This window comes from Luteolibacter ambystomatis, assembly GCF_018137965.1.
Lineage (GTDB): Bacteria > Verrucomicrobiota > Verrucomicrobiia > Verrucomicrobiales > Akkermansiaceae > Luteolibacter > Luteolibacter ambystomatis.
Window position 1 is genome coordinate 4,153,594 of sequence record NZ_CP073100.1, and the last position, 16,448, is coordinate 4,170,041.

Sequence of the window (16,448 nt, forward strand, 5' to 3'; positions counted from 1 at the left end):
CCTCAGCGGGTTCCTTCCCGCCAATCACGGAAAGCCCCGCCCAGATGCGCCGCGGCATCTCCGGCCGACAGGGATTCCTCGCTCGCCCCGGCGGCGATCGCCCGCTCCGAGGCCCGCCCGCACAGCCAGGCTCCCAAGGCAGCCGCGTCCAAGGATTCCATCCCTCCTGCCAGCAACGCGCCGATGACCCCGGAGAGAACGTCCCCTTGGCCCCCGGTCGCCATGCCGGGCGTGCCAGTGGAATTGCACCACAGCGGCTTCCCTTTCGCCGTGACCAATGTGCGCGCGCCCTTCAGCAGCAGAACCGGTGAAGAACGGTCCGCGAAGAGCCGTGCGGCCGCTTCGCGCGGCTGGCCGGTCAGGTCCGGAGCAAGCCGGGCGAACTCTCCCGGATGCGGCGTCAGCACATGATGGGAGGGCAGTCCCGCCACGCCGCCACATTTCGCCAAGGCGTTCAGAGCATCCGCATCGATGACCGCCGGAACGGAGCATCCCTCCAACAATTCGCGCAAGGTATCTCCGTCCGCCTCACCCAGCCCCGGCCCTACGACCAAGCTATCGAAGCGGCTGCCCAACAAATCCCGTGGATCTGAAACCGGGCGGACCATCACCTCCGGCGGGCACTTTGCCGCGATCAACGCATGAGCCTCCACAGGCACATGCAGCGTCACCAATCCCGCGCCGCCGCGCAGCGCACCCGTAGCCGCCAGAACGGCCGCGCCACTGTAGGGGACGGATCCGGCAAGCAGAGCCACCCGGCCCGCCCTCCCCTTGTGAAAGTCAAATGGCCGCGGTTCCCGGCCCGCGGCCAGAGTCCATGGTGAAATCAACGCCAGATCACCCACCTCGGGGACCCGCAATTCCTCCACCGGCACCAACCCGAGCGCCCCCACCGCATGGACCGCCGCCGCCTGCAACAAGCCGCGCTTCGGCACACCGATCGTCAGCGTGACATCCGCGATCACCGCATCCGGATGGACCACACCCGTATCAGCATCGACTCCGGATGGAAGATCCACCGCCACCACCCGCGCACCTGCCGTCCGCCGCAGTCCGTTCATTTCCCGCGAGAGGGCCGCCAACGTGCCACGGGGGCCGCCATTCGCACCAATACCCAGCAGCCCGTCCAAAAGCACCAGAGGCCGTGGCATCTCCACCACATCCGGAGATGCCTCCAGCACCGTCACGCCCCCCAGGGCCTCAAACATGGCACGGGTGAGATCAGCGCATTCTTCCAAAGGCCGGGAGGCCCTTGCCACCACCTGCCAGCCTGCGGCCCTCAGCACCCCCAGAGCCACCAAGGCGTCTCCGGCGTTGTGCCCCTTTCCCAAATACGCCACGGCGGTTCCCGGCCTTGGGAACATCCTGGCAATGGCAAGCCCGAGCCTGCGACCGGCCTTCGTCATCAGGCTGGCGGCGGTCGCTCCCTTTTGGAACGCCGCTTCTTCCAATGCCCGCATTTCATCCGCCGTCACCGCGCCCATGACGCCATGTTAGCGCATGGGCGGACGGCGCACAGGCGGAAATCCACGGTCAACCGTTGCGGCGGAAGCGCATCACGCCTTCGGCGATGCCCTTGGCCAACGCGTCACGGTACCAAGCGGCCTTCATGCCCTGGCGCTCGGTGGGATTGCTGACGAACCCGCACTCCACCAGGATCGCGGGGACCTTGGTATTACGAATCACATAGTAGCGGGCGAACTTCGCACCACGGTCCGTGGCGCGGACCTTCCGGCACATGCTCTGCTGGACGATCTGAGCCAGATTCTGGCTTTCCGCACCGTTGGCATAGTAGGTTTCCAGACCACAGGCGGTGTCCTTGTAGGTGAAATTATAGTGAACCGCCACGAAGATGGCGTCCTTGTACCGCTCGGTGATCGCCACCCGCTGCGCCAGTGACACGAAGTAGTCGCTGTTGCGGGTCATCACCGTCTTGAAACCCATGCCCTGGAGATAAGTCTGCAAGCGGGCCGCCGTGTCCAGGCACAGGTGCTTCTCGTACACCTGGCCCCACTGGGCCCCCTTGTCGTAGCCGCCGTGACCCGCATCGATCACAACAGTCCGGAAATAGCGCGCTTCCGCTTGGGAGGTCAGCGCACAAACGGCCGCAAGGGCCAAAAGTCGCTTGAAGATCGTTCGCATAATACCTCGCGTTTTGAAACTATTCGAGATTGTTAATAAAATTTGCAAGAAAGTAAAGAAATTTTAAACAATTCCACCCTCAATTCTGGGAGGTGATGATCGGGCGGTCGGACGCCTTCCGGGCCCGGTTTTTCTCGGCCTCAATGGCCTTCGGGTCATACAGGGCCCCATTGCCAACGGTCACCACACCGCCCTGCTGCGTGAGCAACACCGGATCACCGGTCGCGGCACGGGTGAAAAACTCGCTGTGGACCAGCTTGCCGTCCGTATCGACCACCGCATGGGTCCAGATCGTGGGCGAGTTGAGGAAGAACACATGCAGGTTCTGGTTGTGGTCCACGGTGATCTGCGGCTTGCGGAACATCAGCGCGTCCCCGAGCGGATAGGTGCGGATCGGCGTGCCGGTGCGGTCGTTGACGACCTGCACATAGAGGAGGGTTTTCTGGTCGCCAGCGTAGTTCAGGATCCGGAATTCACGGACTTTGGAAGCGTCCCCGCGGACCCCGACTTTCTGGCTCCAATAGGCGCGGCCATTGGAGACATTGAAAAGAACGCGGTTGGTGATGGTTCCGCCCGAGGTCTGGCCCGGAGCGCGGATCACGGCATACACCGAGAAATTACCCTGCTCGGCGAGGTTGAACGCGGAGGAAAGGTTCACCTGGCGGGCCATCGTCTGACCGGCCGGGATGCGGACGGTTCCGAAATTGAAACTGCCGGTGGGGATCGCCAATTCACTGCTGGAACTGCGCTTGATCACGAAATCAAGCCATGGCTGCCGTTCGGAACCGGCGAAAACGAGATCCTGACCGGTCTGGTTGGTGATGGTCACGGTGGCTTGCACCGCTTCTCCGGCCACGAACTGGTTCTTCGCCAAGGCAAGCGAAGCGTCGATCTGACCAAGCGCCGCCGCGGCGGAAACAATGGCGAGGCCGCAAGACAAGAAGAGGGAGCGCAAGTTCATGGCTCCGCAGGCTTAGCGATCACTCGGGCGGGAGTCAACCCGGCGGACCCACCGTTAGAAGGATGGGGATGTGGAAGGAAGGAAAGGGGCATGGATATCCCGGGAACAACGACAACGGCCACGACTCTTGTCTGGATTTGTCGAAAAATCCGGTTTCCCGGGAGGTGGTTCCATCTGTTAAACCTCCGCCGTGCCCGAGACCCGGATCATTTCCGCCAACGACGAAGACATGAAGGAAGCCGTGCGCGAGGCCGCCGCCTTGCTGGCGCGCGGTGAAGTCGTGGCCCTGCCGACCGAGACCGTCTATGGCCTCGGCGCGGATGCGCTCAATCCGGAGGCCGCCGCAAAGGTGTTCGAGGCCAAGGAACGGCCATCCTTCGACCCGCTCATCGTCCACGTGGCGCGCAAGTCCGATCTCCACCAGGTGGCGGAAGTGGACGATTCGATCCGCGATGTGGTCGAGAAACTGACGTCCACCTTCTGGCCGGGACCGCTCACCCTGGTGCTGCCGAAGAAGCCGGAAGTGCCGGATCTCGTCACCAGCGGCCTGCCGACGGTGGCGGTCCGCCTGAGCGCGCATCCGATCTTCCGCGCCGTCTGCCGCGAACTCGGCCGCCCGATCGCCGCGCCCAGCGCCAACCGCTTCGGCCGCATTTCCCCGACTTCCGCCAGCGCCGTGATCAAGGAGCTCGATGGCCGCATCCCGCTCGTCATCGACGGCGGCGCCTGCTCGGAAGGACTGGAAAGCACGATCATTTCCATCGAGTCGCGCGAGGGCAAGAAGCCGCTGTTCAAGCTATTGCGCGCGGGTCCGGTGACCAAGGAGGACCTCCAGCCGTTCGGTCGTGTGGAGAAAGCCAAGGAACGCCCGGGCGAACTGCCCCACGCTCCCGGCCAGCTCGCCAGCCACTATGCGCCCCGCACGCCGCTGCTGATGTTCGACAAGCCGGAGGACTTCATCCCGGAGGAAGGCAAGCGCTACGGCCTGCTCAGCTACCGCGAGGAGGAAAAGGACGGCTACATCGGCCTGCACGAATGGGCGGTGGTGGAAGCCCTCAGTCCCGGCAATGGCAAACTGGCGGAAGCCGCGCTGCGCCTGTTCTTCGTCATGCGCCAGCTCGATGAGGCCGGCCTCGACGCCATCGTGGCCGAGCCTGTGAGCGAAACCGGACTCGGTGTCGCGATCATGGACCGCCTGAGACGCGCCGCGGCGAAGTAACCGCTCTCTCCGCAACCCGGCTGGCGTTCCAAAAAGAATCGGGCGCTTTCCGCACAAATCCATTGGTTCCGGCTGCGGATCGGCTAACGGAGGCACGTCCCCAACATCCCCGATGTCCGCCAAATCCACATGGAAAGTCAGCGCGGCCGTGATGGCCAGCCGTGTGCTCGGCCTGATCCGCGACCAGATCTTCGCCGCGTTCTTCGGACACGGCGTCCTGATGGATTGCTTCAACATCGCCTTCCGCATCCCGAACCTGCTGCGGGATCTCTTCGCGGAAGGAGCCCTTTCCCAAGCCTTCGTGACCACCTTCTCGAAGAAGGTGAAGGAGGACGGCCCGGAAAGCGCGTGGCCGCTGGCAGCCAAGATGCTGACGCTGGTAGGCATGGCAATGGCCGCCGTTTCGCTGCTGGGCATCCTGTTTTCCCCGCAACTCGTCCACCTGCTGACCGCTCTCGATGGCACTGCGGGCAAGGCCCGGACCTTCTCCCCGGATGACATCGCGCTGACGATCCAGATGACCCGGATCATGTGGCCGTTCATGCTGCTGGTCAGCCTGGCGGCACTGGTGATGGGCATCCTCAACGCACGCAACGTCTTCGGCATTCCCGCGCTTTCGTCGTGCTTCTTCAATCTCGGCTCGATCATCGCGGGCACCGGCATCGGCCTGTGGCTGGACCCGCATCATGGCCCGAAGACGATGATCGGCATGTCGATCGGCGTGTTGGCCGGCGGCCTCGGGCAACTGGTCTGCCAGCTTCCTTCGCTGCGGCGGCTGGGTTTCCGCTGGCGGCCGGACTGGCGCTGGAAGGACCCGGCGATCCGAACGATCTTCGGCCTGATGGGACCGGCGGTGATTTCCGCATCCGTGGTGCAGATCAACGTGGTGGTGAACTCGCAGTTCGCCACCTCCATCGGCAAGGGCGCGGTGAGCGCGCTCAACTGGGCCTTCCGCCTGATGCAGCTCCCCATCGGCGTGTTCGGCGTGGCCGTCGCAACCGTGACCCTGCCCGCCCTCTCCCGCGCGGCGCTCGGCGGCACCGGGCCGGAATTCCGTGACGTGCTGGCCCGGGGCCTGCGGCTGGTGACCTTCCTCGTCCTGCCCTCGGCTTTGGGACTTTGCTTCCTGGCGGAACCCATCATCAGCGTGATCTTCGAACGCGGAGCCTTCAACGTGGCCGGCCGTATCGAAACCGCCGCCGCCCTGCGCGGCTACGGCATCGGCCTGCTGGCGTATTCCTGGCTGAAGGTGCTGCAACCGGCGTTCTACGCCGCAAACCGCCGCTGGATTCCCATGATGGTCAGCTTCGTGGCCATCGCGCTGAGCATCACCTCGAACTGGTACTTCGTGACCGTGCGCCACATGGGGGTCGAGGCGCTGGCGACGACCACCAGCCTGGTCGCCATCGTCAATTTCATCATCCTCTACACCGCCATGCTCCGCATCTCGGACGGCCTCGAAACCCGCGCGCTGCTCGTGCTATGCACGAAACTGCTGGGCGCGGGCGCTGCCATGACCGGTGTCTGCCTGCTGGCACAGCGCTATCTTTTCCACGATCTGAGCCAAATGTCCCAGATCGCCCGCGCGCTCTGGCTGGTGGTCGCGGTGACGGCGGCCGGGGCCACCTATTTCGGCGTGGCCCGGATCCTGCAGGTGGCGGAGGCCAAGGAAGCCCTCGAAATGGTCACACGGCGGTTCCGGCGATCCAAGGCCTGATACCCTCCGGTCGTTCCAAAGCCCCCCGGTCTTGCATGGGGCGTTTTCCCGACTAAATTCCGCCCGCCATGGCTCATCGCGCCGTTCTCATCAAAGCCGCCATCGTCCTCGTCGTCCTCTGGGGCGTCGTGTGGGGTATCCGGTCGTGGGCCGGTTCGCGGCGCACCACCATGGCTTCCGTCGAGCGCGAAGTCGCCAAGGCGAACTTCGAAGACTGGTCCGATCCCAGCGCCAGCCACGATCCCGCCGAAGCCGCCCGCCGCGAAAAGGAACTCCGCAACATCGCCGGCATGGTCAACCGCCTCGACTTCCGCGAGCGCCAGAAGACCCGCGAGCAACGCCCCGGAGAGCGCTTCTATGACAAGCTCGATCAACGCGAGAAAGAGATCTTCTTCGACCTGACCATCCGCGATACGATGGAAACCTTCGTGACGGCCATCGACAAGATGAGCCCGGAGCAGCGCAAAAGCTTCGTGGAGCAGGCGCTCAAGGATCTCGAAAGCGGCCGCAGCAAGGAAGACATGGAACGCACCCGCAGCATAGGCAATGATCTGCTGGAAAAGGCCAGCGGTGAAGGCATGCGCGCCTACTATTCCAAGGCCAGCGCCAAGACGAAACTCGACCTCGCACCATTGGTGGAGGCCATGAGTGAAGCGATGCGCGAACCTCAACGCTGACCGATGATTGGAATGAGATCCCGCGGCTTCACCCTTGTCGAACTGTTGGTCACCATCACGATCATCGTCGTGCTCGCCGCCATTTCGACGCCGCTCGTCAGCCGCGGCCTTGCGAAGTCCAAGCAGGCAGCCTGCCTCGGCAAGCTGCGGAACATCGGCGTGGGGGTCGAAAGCTATCTCCAGGACAACAACCGGAAAATGCCGCCGCTCGCCGCCTCCCGTGAATCGAAGGAGGAGGAAGTGAAAGTCCTCGAAACCGAACTGGTGCCCTACCTTTCCGCTCCGGATGCCTTCCAGTGTCCGGCCGATGGCAAGGAGTACAAGAAGACCGGCTGCAGCTATATCTGGAACTCCGCGGTGAGCGGCCAGCTCGCGAGCAATCTCTCCTTCCTCGGCAAGGACGGCCGCCCGCAGGCGATCCCGCTGGTGGCGGACAAGGAGTCCTGGCACCCGGAGCCGAAGGGCACCAACATCCTCTACGCGGACTTCACCGCCTCCAGCGACCTGAAGTTCACCACTTCCACCCCGGGCACTTCCACTCCCTGAGATCATGGATGCCGATCCGATGCTGGAAGTCTCCGGACTGTGGAAGGAATTCGGCGGCAAGCCCGCGCTCCAGGATGTTTCCTTCACCGTCCACCGCGGCGAGATCTACGGCCTCCTGGGCCACAACGGCGCGGGCAAGAGCACCACGCTGGGAATCATCCTCGGCATGGTGATGCCGGGAAAAGGCAGCGTGAGGATCGGCGGGCACGATGTCTCGAAGGACCGCTCCAAGGCGCTGCGCAAGGTCGGCGCGATCTTCGAGTCCCCTGCTTTCTACGATTACCTTAGTGGTTGGGAAAATCTCCGCCAACTGATGTCCTACTCCGGCGGCTTCGATGAAGGAGCCGCCCGCGAGGTGGTGGAACGCGTGGACCTGACCCCGCGCATCCACTCGAAGGTCGGCACCTACAGCCACGGCATGCGCCAGCGCCTCGCACTCGCCCAGGCCCTGCTGCCGGAACCGGAGATCCTGCTGCTGGACGAACCCACCGATGGACTCGATCCCGAAGGCATCCGCTGGTTCCGCGATTTCATCCTCGGCCTGCGCAAGGACCGTGGCATGACCGTCCTTTTCAATTCCCACCTGCTCGCCGAGGTCGAACTGATGTGCGACCGCGTGGCGATCCTGCGGCAGGGGAAACGCATCCACGAAGGCAGCGTGGCCAACCTTGCGGACGAGGACGCGGTCTATCAGGTGGACCTCGAACCGTGGGGCACCGCCTGCGGCCTGCTCGCCGCCCGTGGGGGCGAAGTCCTCGCCGAAGGACGGATCTCGCTGCCGCCCGGACTCGATCCCGCCGAGTTCGTTTCCTGCCTCGTCTCCGGCGGTGTGAAGGTGCGCGCCTTCGCCCCCGTCCGCCGGTCCCTGGAAGACCTTTACATGGAAATCAGCCAAGCGGCCGACCGATGATCTTCTTCCAACAACTCCGCGGCGAACTCCGCAAGCTCTTCGGCCGCCCGCGCTCGTGGATGGGCTACGGGGCCTTCATCTTCATGGAGGCGGTCATCCTGGGAGTCTACAAACTGGAGACCGTCCAGCGTGACGGCCGCCAGATCCTGGATCGCAACGGGCTCGACTTCGGGACCTACTACAGCTCCCTCTCCATGACCTTCATGATGATCCTGCTGAGCATGTTCTCGCTCGGCTCGATCTTCTTCGCTCTCGTCGGCGGAGACATCGTGGCGAAGGAAAGCGAGGACGGCAACCTGCGGCTCGTCTTCGCCCGGCCGGTCTCGCGCTTCCGCGTGCTGCTGGTGAAGTACCTCGCCGTCTGCCTCTACACCTTCACCTTCGTGCTCATCGTGGGCCTCACCGGCTACCTGATGGCCGTGATCGCCGTGGGGCTCGATGGTGGACTGCTGGTGATGGAACAGGTCATGAAGGTTTTCGCCGCCTTCCCGACGTGGAACGAGGGCGCACCGCGTCTCGCGCTCGGCGCGCTCGGGCTGGGAGTCAGCATGATCACGCTGTCCTCGATCGCGTTCATGTTCTCCTGCTTCAAGATCAAGCCCGCGGCCGCCACCATCGTGACGCTCTCCATCCTGTTCGTGGACATGATCCTGAAGGCCATCCCCTTCTTCAAACCCTACGAGGAATGGTTCATCACCTGGCGCATGAGCGCGTGGATCTTCCTGTTGGAGAAACACATCGACTGGGCGAAGATCGCGGAGTCCTACACGCTGCTGTTCGGCCTCAATGCCACCCTGTTCATCATCGGCTGGATGGCCTTCCAGACGCGCGATTTCAAGACGTGAGGTTTTCTTCGTAGCCGGAGTCGTGAGACTTCGGGTTGGGTGAATCCACCTTCATCCCCACGCGCCTTTGGAACTAAGCGCCTGGTAGCGCGAAGCTCCTGCTTCGCGTGCGGGAAAGAGAACGCAGCAGACAGAAATCACCCCTCTCGCCGAAAGCGCCGCAAGAAGCACGCGAGGCGGGAGCCTCACGTTACTAGTTCACTTCGAAGCCTGGTACTTGTCCTCGATCCGCAGGCTCTTGCCATCCTTCGCGATCACGTGGTGCATCTCCGTGCCCTTGGGATCGGCCACGACGATGTCATCCCCGCTGATCTTCACGACCTTGCCCTTCCACTCCGGTTTTCCGTTCGCCGTGAGCTGGCAATAGCTCACCCCGCCCTCGGTGGAAAAAACCCGCGTGTAGGCGGTGCCATTGGCGAAGTACTTCCATGTGCCGAGAATGGCGTGATTGGCAGGCAGCACCACCGCCGCGGGCGCTGGCGGAGGTTTCGGCGGAGTGGGCTTGGCAGCAGCCGGTTTGGAAGGCTGCTTGCTGGGTTGAGGCTTCGGCTCCTGTTTTGGCGGAGGCTCCGGAGTTTTCTCGGGTGTGGTCGCGGCTGCGGGCTGGCTGGCCTCGGTTTTTCCGCCTGCCACCGCTTTGGCAATGGAGGCATTGAGGCTCTTCTGCTCCTCCTTCTCCGCGGAAGAAAGCACGGCCTTGCCCTTCTTCGCCTGCTGGGAGCGGTAGATCTGGAATCCCGCGGCTCCGAAGCAAACGGCGCACACCAGCACCGTGACCAGCGGCATGAACTTGAAGCCCTTCTTCTTCGGCTTGCCCGGCGCCGGCGCGGCGGCGGACTGGGTGGCGGTCGCCGGAGCGCCCACCCCCTGCGGCTTCACCACCGGCGCGGCGGTGGTCACCGCCTGGGAACGCGCGGCGGGCTGGGTCGGACGGGCGGCGGCAGCCGGTTGGGTCGGGCGCGCGGCCGCTTGCATCGGACGGGCCGGAGCCATCACCGGACGTGGCCCGGGAGGGGCCGCGGCAGCAGCCGGAGCGGCCGGGACCGCCCGGGCGGCGGCCCCCTTGACCAGCGGCGCGAACTGCTCCTTCAGCGCCTCGCGGGCCTGCGGGATGGTTGCCAGCTCGGAGTATTTCTCCAACCAGCGGCTGTAATTCTGCAAAATCTCCAGCACCGCCGGATCATCCTCGGGATGCGGCTGGGAAAGCACCGTCCGCATCAGCTTCGCCAGCGGCGCGAGACCGCGCTTGCCGCCGACTTCGTTCAGCCACTTCAGAGGCCCCACCCAGAAGGTGAATCCACGCTGCAAATCCCCCGCGCTGATGACAATCGCGGAGGGCGAGGTCTCCAGCCACACGGTTTCCTCCTCATTGAAGGCGATCGAAAGTGTCGCGCACAGGTCCAGGGCCCGCTGCATCAGGGCGATCACGGAGTTCGCCGGCACCGGGCCGCGCTCCATCGCCTTCGCCAGCGTCGGCCCCTCGACCCACTCCGTGGCCAGGAACGGCATGCCGTCCACCGGATCACAGCCGCCCGCGATCACCGTCCGCAGCCCGGCGTGCTGGATCGACGAGAATTTCTGGATCCCCGCCTCGTAGGCCTCCCGCTCGCCGTCCTTCAGGCCGCCGCCGTCCGGTCCGTAGGGAAAAATCCGCCGCAGGGCGACCTGCTTGCCGGTCTCACTATCCTGCGCCCGGAACACGACACCGTGTTCATCCTGGGCCAATAGGTCTTCAATCTGGAATCGCTGGCTCACTGGGGGACTTCCTAGCAAAGGTTGGACATTTCGGCTACTGCCACGTGGCGGTTTGCTTATACCGGCTGTAATTTTGCGTGCCTTTCAGCGATTTCGTGCTTCTCTTCCGCCCCTCGCGAGCCCTTTTTCCGCCCTGTCCCGGTCCCCGTAACGCCATGCCTACCAGCCTGACACGCAATTTCTCGATCATCGCTCACATCGACCACGGGAAGACCACGCTGTCCGACCGCCTCATGGGCGCCACCAATACCGTGGCCCAGCGCGATGAAAAGGAACAGCTCCTGGACGCCATGGACCTGGAGCGCGAGAAGGGCATCACCATCAAGTCCCACCCGGTGGCGATGGAGTACAAGGCCATGGACGGCAAGACCTACAAGCTCAACCTCCTGGACACCCCGGGCCATGTCGATTTCTCGTACGAAGTCGCCCGCTCGCTGGCCGCCTGCGAAGGCGCGATCCTGATGGTGGACGCCGCCCAGGGCGTGGAGGCCCAGACCGTGGCGAACCTCCACCTCGCCCACGCCCAGAACCTCGTCATCATCCCGGTCCTCAACAAGATCGACCTCCCCGCTGCCGACGTCGAGAAATGCCGCCGCCAGCTCGAGGACATCCTCGCCATCCCCGGTGAGGACGCCATCCCCGCCTCCGCCAAGGCCGGCATCGGCATCATCGACATCCTCGAGGCCGTCGTCGCCCGCGTCCCGGCCCCGGTCGAGAACCCGGACAAGCTCCTGCGCTGCTCGGTCTTCGACTCCATCTACGATACCTACCGCGGCGTCGTCTCCTACGTCCGCGTCTTCTCCGGCACCGTCAAGAAAGGCCAGCGCATCAAGCTGATGCACACCGGCAAGACCTACGAGGTCAAGGAAGTCGGCGTCTTCACCCCGAAGATGAGCGCCCGCCCCCAGCTCGTCGCGGGCGACGTGGGCTACGTGATCGCCAACATGAAATCCGCCGATGAGGCGAAGATCGGCGACACCATCACCGACAACACCCACCCCTGCCCGGAGCCGCTTCCCGGCTACAAGGAGATCCAGCCGATGGTCTTCTCCGGCATCTACCCGGTGGAATCCTCCGACTACGAGGCGCTCAAGGCCGCCATGGCCAAGCTCCAGATCAACGACGCCGCCTTCACCTACGGCTCGGAAAGCTCCACCGCCCTCGGCTTCGGCTTCCGCTGCGGCTTCCTCGGCCTGCTCCACATGGAGATCATCCAGGAACGTCTCCGCCGCGAGTTCAACATGGACGTCATCTCCACCTACCCGTCCGTGATCTACCAGGTCACGCTCACGGATGGCTCGGAGCTGATCGTGGACAACCCCACCTTCTTCCCGGAAACCCAGGTCATCCAGGAGATCCGCGAGCCCGTCGTGAACGTCTACATCATGGTCCCCGGCGACTACATCGGCGACATGATGCAGCTCGTCCTCGAAAAACGCGGCGAGGTCACCAACACCGAGACCATCGACGACATGCGCGTCATGCTCTCCTGCGTCCTTCCGCTCGGTGAAATCCTCGTCGACTTCAATGACAAGCTGAAGTCCATGACCCGCGGCTACGGCTCCATGGACTACGAGCACGCCGGCTACCGCCCGGCCAACATGGTGAAGATGGACATGCTCATCGCCGGTGATCCCGTCGAGGCCTTCTCCACCATCGTCCACCGCGACAAGGCCGAATCCTACGGCCGCATGCTCGCCACCAAGCTCAAGGACGTCATCCCGCCGCACCTCTTCGTCGTCGCCATCCAGGCCGCCGTCGGCGGCAAGATCGTCGCCCGCGAGAGCATCAGCGCCATGCGCAAGAACGTCACCGCCAAGTGCTACGGCGGCGACATCACCCGCAAGCGCAAGCTCCTCGAGAAGCAGAAGGAAGGTAAGAAGAAGATGAAGATGTTCGGCAAGGTCAACATCCCCCAGGACGCCTTCATCAAGGTGCTTAAATCGGGAGACTGAGCCCGCACCACCCTCGGCCCTGACTGGGAGCAAGGACATTCCTGTCCTTGTTCTGAAGGTAGGGACGTTTCGTCGAAACGTCCGGGCGGAAGACTCCCTTCTGCTCATTCAGATTTGCCCCCATTACGCGGGGTGAGATAGAAGGGTCCGGATCAACCATGGACCCCTATACCTCCCCCAACGCACCACTGGAAGATCCAGCCAAGGCTGGCACGATTCCCGATGCCGGAGTCGAAGAACACCGTCTCTACGCCATGGTGCTGAAAATGGTCCTGTGGGGCGAAAAGAAGGAAGACGTCTACCACCGTCTGGAGGTCAACAACGTCACCGGCCCAACCGCCGATCTCCTCTACAACCACGCCCGCGCCGACCGCATCGCCACCATCCGCGATGCCTGCCGCAAAAAGTTTCTCATCGGCATCGGCCTGATCCTCGCCGCCACCGTCACCTTCTGCTCCTTCTGGTGGGGCCTCGGTTTCCTCCCCCGCCTCCTGCTCTACGGCTGCTTCGCCGCCCTCGGCATCGGCCTCTGGAAAACCATCGATGGCCTCGCAGGCTATCTCATGGCTGGAACCAAGGAAGGTTCCGTCGAAGGAGACCTCTAACCGCCGATCTTCCGCACATCATATTCCTATCGACTATCGAATCAATGGAAGGACCTGTCCGATGAATTTGTCGATTCCCGCTAGTTCACCATCGAAATCATAATGGATAGCAGCAGGGCCTTCAAATGGTGATCGTTGGTTCGTTATTTCACAATTTACAGGGAGAATCTAGGACATCATAATTAAAAAGCGCCATGGAATCCGATTCACCACCAAAAAAGGTATTCATCAGTTATACGCATGACTCGACGCTTCACTCCGCGCGTGTTCTAAAATTAGCAAACGATCTCCGCGAGGAGGGGATTGACGTGGACATCGATCAGTATCATGCGAATGAAAACTGGCCTGCGTGGATGGAGGAAAGGCTAAGATGGGCCGCTAAAGTTTTGGTCATTTGCACTGAAACTTACTTGAGAAGATGGGAAGGACGTGAAGCTCATCAGATTGGACTGGGGGCTCAGTGGGAAAGTCTATTGGCGAGGCAAGAACTCTACGAGGCCACAGGCAATAATAAAAAATATATCCCATGCTGCTTTTCGAATGAAGATTCAGCATTCATCCCAATGCCACTAAGGCCCTATACTAGGGTAATTTTGAGGGGCTCCGATCTCAAATCTCTTAAAAATTGCATCGACGATATCCCTCCTGCATTCAAACCACTGATACGCCCTTCTCTGGCGCCCATTGAGATAGCGCACGGATTCTTCTCTAAAGATTCCGAATTTCTTGCCGACGAGGAACTAGGTCTAACATTAACTCCAGAAAATCTTTTCTCAAATTTGCTTCCTCTCGAATTTCCACCTCAGATTCACACCGCAAGACTGCCAGTGAAAAGAATCGCAAGAAGCGATTTTGAGGCCTCGATTAAACGTCACTTAACGGATTCGTTTCACCCCACATATTTTATAGATGGAACCATTCTATACACATTTGATTCATTCAACCATCCCTTTTGGAAAAAAGTACTAGCAGATCGGGTTATCACACCAGATCTAGCACTGCCTACTCAGAGACTTGCCGGCGGAACATCCGCAGCGGAAAAAGGCAGGTTCGTTAAAATACTGAATAGATCCCTGGAAGAAATTTGTCGTTCCCACGATATGGCTTGGTCAAGAGAAATGAGATGTTATTATTTCCCAGCCGCTAAAAATACGACAATTAGGCATGTCGCTGCCATGGCTTTGAAAAATGCTGGGAAAAGACGAATTTATAGAAGCATCCCATCGAAATCAGATCCTACACAAATTCAGCACTGGCAGCATCAGGCATTTCGCCATAAGTTTCACCAATTCGCTGGGAAATGGTTTCTGTGTATCACCCCTTTTTGGGCGTTCACTAGCGATGGTTTAGGCAAACCCAGTCGCTGGCAAAAGAAGTCCAGTGCCAATATGAGAAAACCGGAGAGAAATCGTGCCGTACTAGGTCACGTTGTTTTTTGGGCCTCAATTCTGTCTAAAGATCAAGGCCTCTTTGACCGCCCCTCATCCATGAGAATCAGAAATTGTATTTCTGGGACTAGTCCTCTGGGAATCGACGACAATGCTTGGGCAAATTTCGTCACCGATGCAGAAAGAGAAGTTCCGCCCGAAATGGATACAAATGATGAATTCACTCTTTCTCAATCACAATGACACCAAAAATTTCTGTGATTCATGAGCCGATGCTTGAGTTTGCCAAAGGAGGCACATCACGTGATATAAGACGAGGAATTCTCAAATGGGGCCCCATCGACGCCGGCACAAATCGAACCAAATCCGAAATTCGCTTGGGTCTTGTAGGAACTCCAAAAACTATAGCCTCTTTTATGGAATGGTTTGAGGAATGCCGCACAGGAGTAGTCGCGAGCGATCTGTTGAATGAAAATCTCAACCCTCCCTTTCCGGGTCTATCACTCGATGTTGGGCTTCGCTGCGAGTTCTTAACGGACCGAACTTGGACGGAAGAAATATCCGAATCCGAAATTAGGAAAGCACTGGACGGTTCGGGAAGAGTGATTTCAACAGCTGAAGCTTTCCATGACCGAATCAAATCATTGCATGAGCTTAGCGCGTCAAAACCGGATGTGGTGATCTGCTTGCCTCCAGAAAATGTGCGGCGTCAGTTGAAGCCCTCACTAGGAGGGGACGATGATGAAGATTGGGAAGACTTCGATGAACAAAAAGGACCCGATTTCCACGATTATCTCAAGGGACTATGCCTGGAAACGGGATCTGTCTTTCAATTGATTTGGCCGCGAACTTATACAAAGGGAACAAAGGGCGTTCAAGACATGGCGACATGCGCTTGGAATTTATTCACCGCTTTGTTCTATAAATCTGGCGGAGTCCCATGGAAGCTTCAACGTGCTCCCGGATCGCTGAGCACTTGCTATATTGGCATAGCTTTTTCTAAAAGAGAGGGAACGGGATTTTCTCATTCAAGTTTGACACAAATTTTTAATGACCGTGGTGAAGGGACTATTTTGAGAGGAGGACTGGCGTCGCGCTCAGATGACGATCACGAAGTCCATTTGGCTGAGAAAGACGCTTTTCTCTTACTTGAGGATGCCATCAAAAATTATGCAGGAGCTAATCGCGGATCTATCCCGCAAAGAGTTGTGCTACATAAGACGTCGTCTTTTGATCTGGCAGAGAAAAAAGGATTCAACGATGCCTGTGACGCGGCGGGAATTAGATTTTTAGATCTATTGGCCGTGAATGCTTCACCACTCAGACTTTTCCGATCGGGGACCTACCCTCCTCTTCGCGGCACTCACGCCATTTTTGATGATGCGAACTCAATTCTCTATACAAGAGGAAGTATTCCATTCTACAGAAAATATCCTGGCCCCTACGTGCCCAAAAGTCTGCATATTAGATATTATCAGACTGATCGACCTCAAGAAGATCTCGCGGCAGAAATACTAGCTTTAACCAAATTAAATTGGAATCGAACTCAGTTTGATTCCTTCGACCCAATTACAATTGGAGGATCCAAAAGAATTGGAGACATATATCGATGGTGTTTGAACGCTCCAACAAGACCCATTTCATACTCTTTTTTCATGTAAATGGAATTGAGTGATTTGCCAGTTACCAAGACGCACTTCCATTCTCACATTTTTCATCTATAGATAT

General features: G+C 60.3%; 14 protein-coding genes. 10 read left to right on the top strand and 4 right to left on the bottom strand.

The window, feature by feature from the left end:
* Positions 1-2 precede the first annotated feature (2 nt).
* The 3 genes from KBB96_RS15940 to KBB96_RS15950 form a co-directional block, all read right to left on the bottom strand.
* Positions 3-1,484 (bottom strand): NAD(P)H-hydrate dehydratase, encoded by a 1,482-nt coding sequence (locus KBB96_RS15940; protein WP_211630488.1) that lies wholly within the window; start codon positions 1,482-1,484, stop codon positions 3-5.
* Positions 1,485-1,533: 49 nt separating this feature from the next.
* Complete coding sequence (locus tag KBB96_RS15945) at positions 1,534-2,142, bottom strand: N-acetylmuramoyl-L-alanine amidase family protein (protein ID WP_211630489.1); 609 nt, start codon at positions 2,140-2,142, stop codon at positions 1,534-1,536.
* A gap of 79 nt (positions 2,143-2,221) precedes the next feature.
* Entirely contained in the window at positions 2,222-3,103 is an 882-nt protein-coding gene (locus tag KBB96_RS15950; protein WP_211630490.1) for a hypothetical protein, read from the bottom strand.
* 190 nt (positions 3,104-3,293) lie between these two features.
* Here KBB96_RS15950 and KBB96_RS15955 point away from each other — a divergent pair, with 190 nt between their 5' ends.
* The 6 genes from KBB96_RS15955 to KBB96_RS15980 all read left to right on the top strand — a co-directional run bounded on the left by KBB96_RS15955 (position 3,294) and on the right by KBB96_RS15980 (position 9,017).
* Complete coding sequence (locus KBB96_RS15955; RefSeq protein WP_226373560.1) at positions 3,294-4,322, top strand: L-threonylcarbamoyladenylate synthase; 1,029 nt, start codon at positions 3,294-3,296, stop codon at positions 4,320-4,322.
* Positions 4,323-4,434: 112 nt separating this feature from the next.
* On the top strand, positions 4,435-6,039 hold the full coding sequence (murJ, locus tag KBB96_RS15960) for a murein biosynthesis integral membrane protein MurJ (protein ID WP_211630491.1): 1,605 nt from the start codon (positions 4,435-4,437) through the stop codon (positions 6,037-6,039).
* A gap of 68 nt (positions 6,040-6,107) precedes the next feature.
* Positions 6,108-6,716, top strand: coding sequence for a hypothetical protein (locus KBB96_RS15965; RefSeq protein WP_211630492.1), 609 nt, complete (start codon positions 6,108-6,110; stop codon positions 6,714-6,716).
* A 12-nt stretch (positions 6,717-6,728) separates the two neighbouring features.
* A complete protein-coding gene (locus KBB96_RS15970) occupies positions 6,729-7,262 on the top strand; it encodes a type II secretion system protein (RefSeq protein WP_211630493.1) in 534 nt (177 codons plus the stop codon).
* 4 nt (positions 7,263-7,266) lie between these two features.
* Positions 7,267-8,172, top strand: a complete 906-nt coding sequence (locus tag KBB96_RS15975) for an ABC transporter ATP-binding protein (protein ID WP_211630494.1) — start codon at positions 7,267-7,269, stop codon at positions 8,170-8,172.
* Positions 8,169-9,017: an ABC transporter permease gene (locus tag KBB96_RS15980; protein WP_211630495.1), complete on the top strand. Its 849-nt coding sequence runs from the start codon at positions 8,169-8,171 to the stop codon at positions 9,015-9,017. Before KBB96_RS15975 ends, KBB96_RS15980 begins: the two co-directional genes overlap by 4 nt.
* 198 nt (positions 9,018-9,215) lie before the next feature.
* Here the strand turns inward: KBB96_RS15980 and KBB96_RS15985 are convergent, their stop codons facing one another.
* Positions 9,216-10,772 carry a serine/threonine-protein kinase gene (locus KBB96_RS15985; protein ID WP_211630496.1) on the bottom strand — a complete coding sequence of 519 codons (1,557 nt, stop codon included), beginning with the start codon at positions 10,770-10,772 and terminating at the stop codon, positions 9,216-9,218.
* A 155-nt stretch (positions 10,773-10,927) separates the two neighbouring features.
* On the opposite strand from KBB96_RS15985, the gene lepA reads away from it, so the two are divergent.
* From lepA to KBB96_RS16005, 4 genes are all read left to right on the top strand, one after another.
* The gene (gene lepA, locus KBB96_RS15990; RefSeq protein ID WP_211630497.1) at positions 10,928-12,727 is read left to right on the top strand and encodes a translation elongation factor 4; all 1,800 of its coding nucleotides are present in this window, start codon (positions 10,928-10,930) and stop codon (positions 12,725-12,727) included.
* 158 nt (positions 12,728-12,885) lie between these two features.
* Positions 12,886-13,332: a hypothetical protein gene (locus tag KBB96_RS15995; protein ID WP_211630498.1), complete on the top strand. Its 447-nt coding sequence runs from the start codon at positions 12,886-12,888 to the stop codon at positions 13,330-13,332.
* Between the two features lie 194 nt (positions 13,333-13,526).
* Positions 13,527-14,963 carry an SEFIR domain-containing protein gene (locus KBB96_RS16000; RefSeq protein ID WP_211630499.1) on the top strand — a complete coding sequence of 479 codons (1,437 nt, stop codon included), beginning with the start codon at positions 13,527-13,529 and terminating at the stop codon, positions 14,961-14,963.
* The gene (locus tag KBB96_RS16005; RefSeq protein ID WP_211630500.1) at positions 14,960-16,381 is read left to right on the top strand and encodes an argonaute/piwi family protein; all 1,422 of its coding nucleotides are present in this window, start codon (positions 14,960-14,962) and stop codon (positions 16,379-16,381) included. Before KBB96_RS16000 ends, KBB96_RS16005 begins: the two co-directional genes overlap by 4 nt.
* Positions 16,382-16,448: the final 67 nt, after the last annotated feature.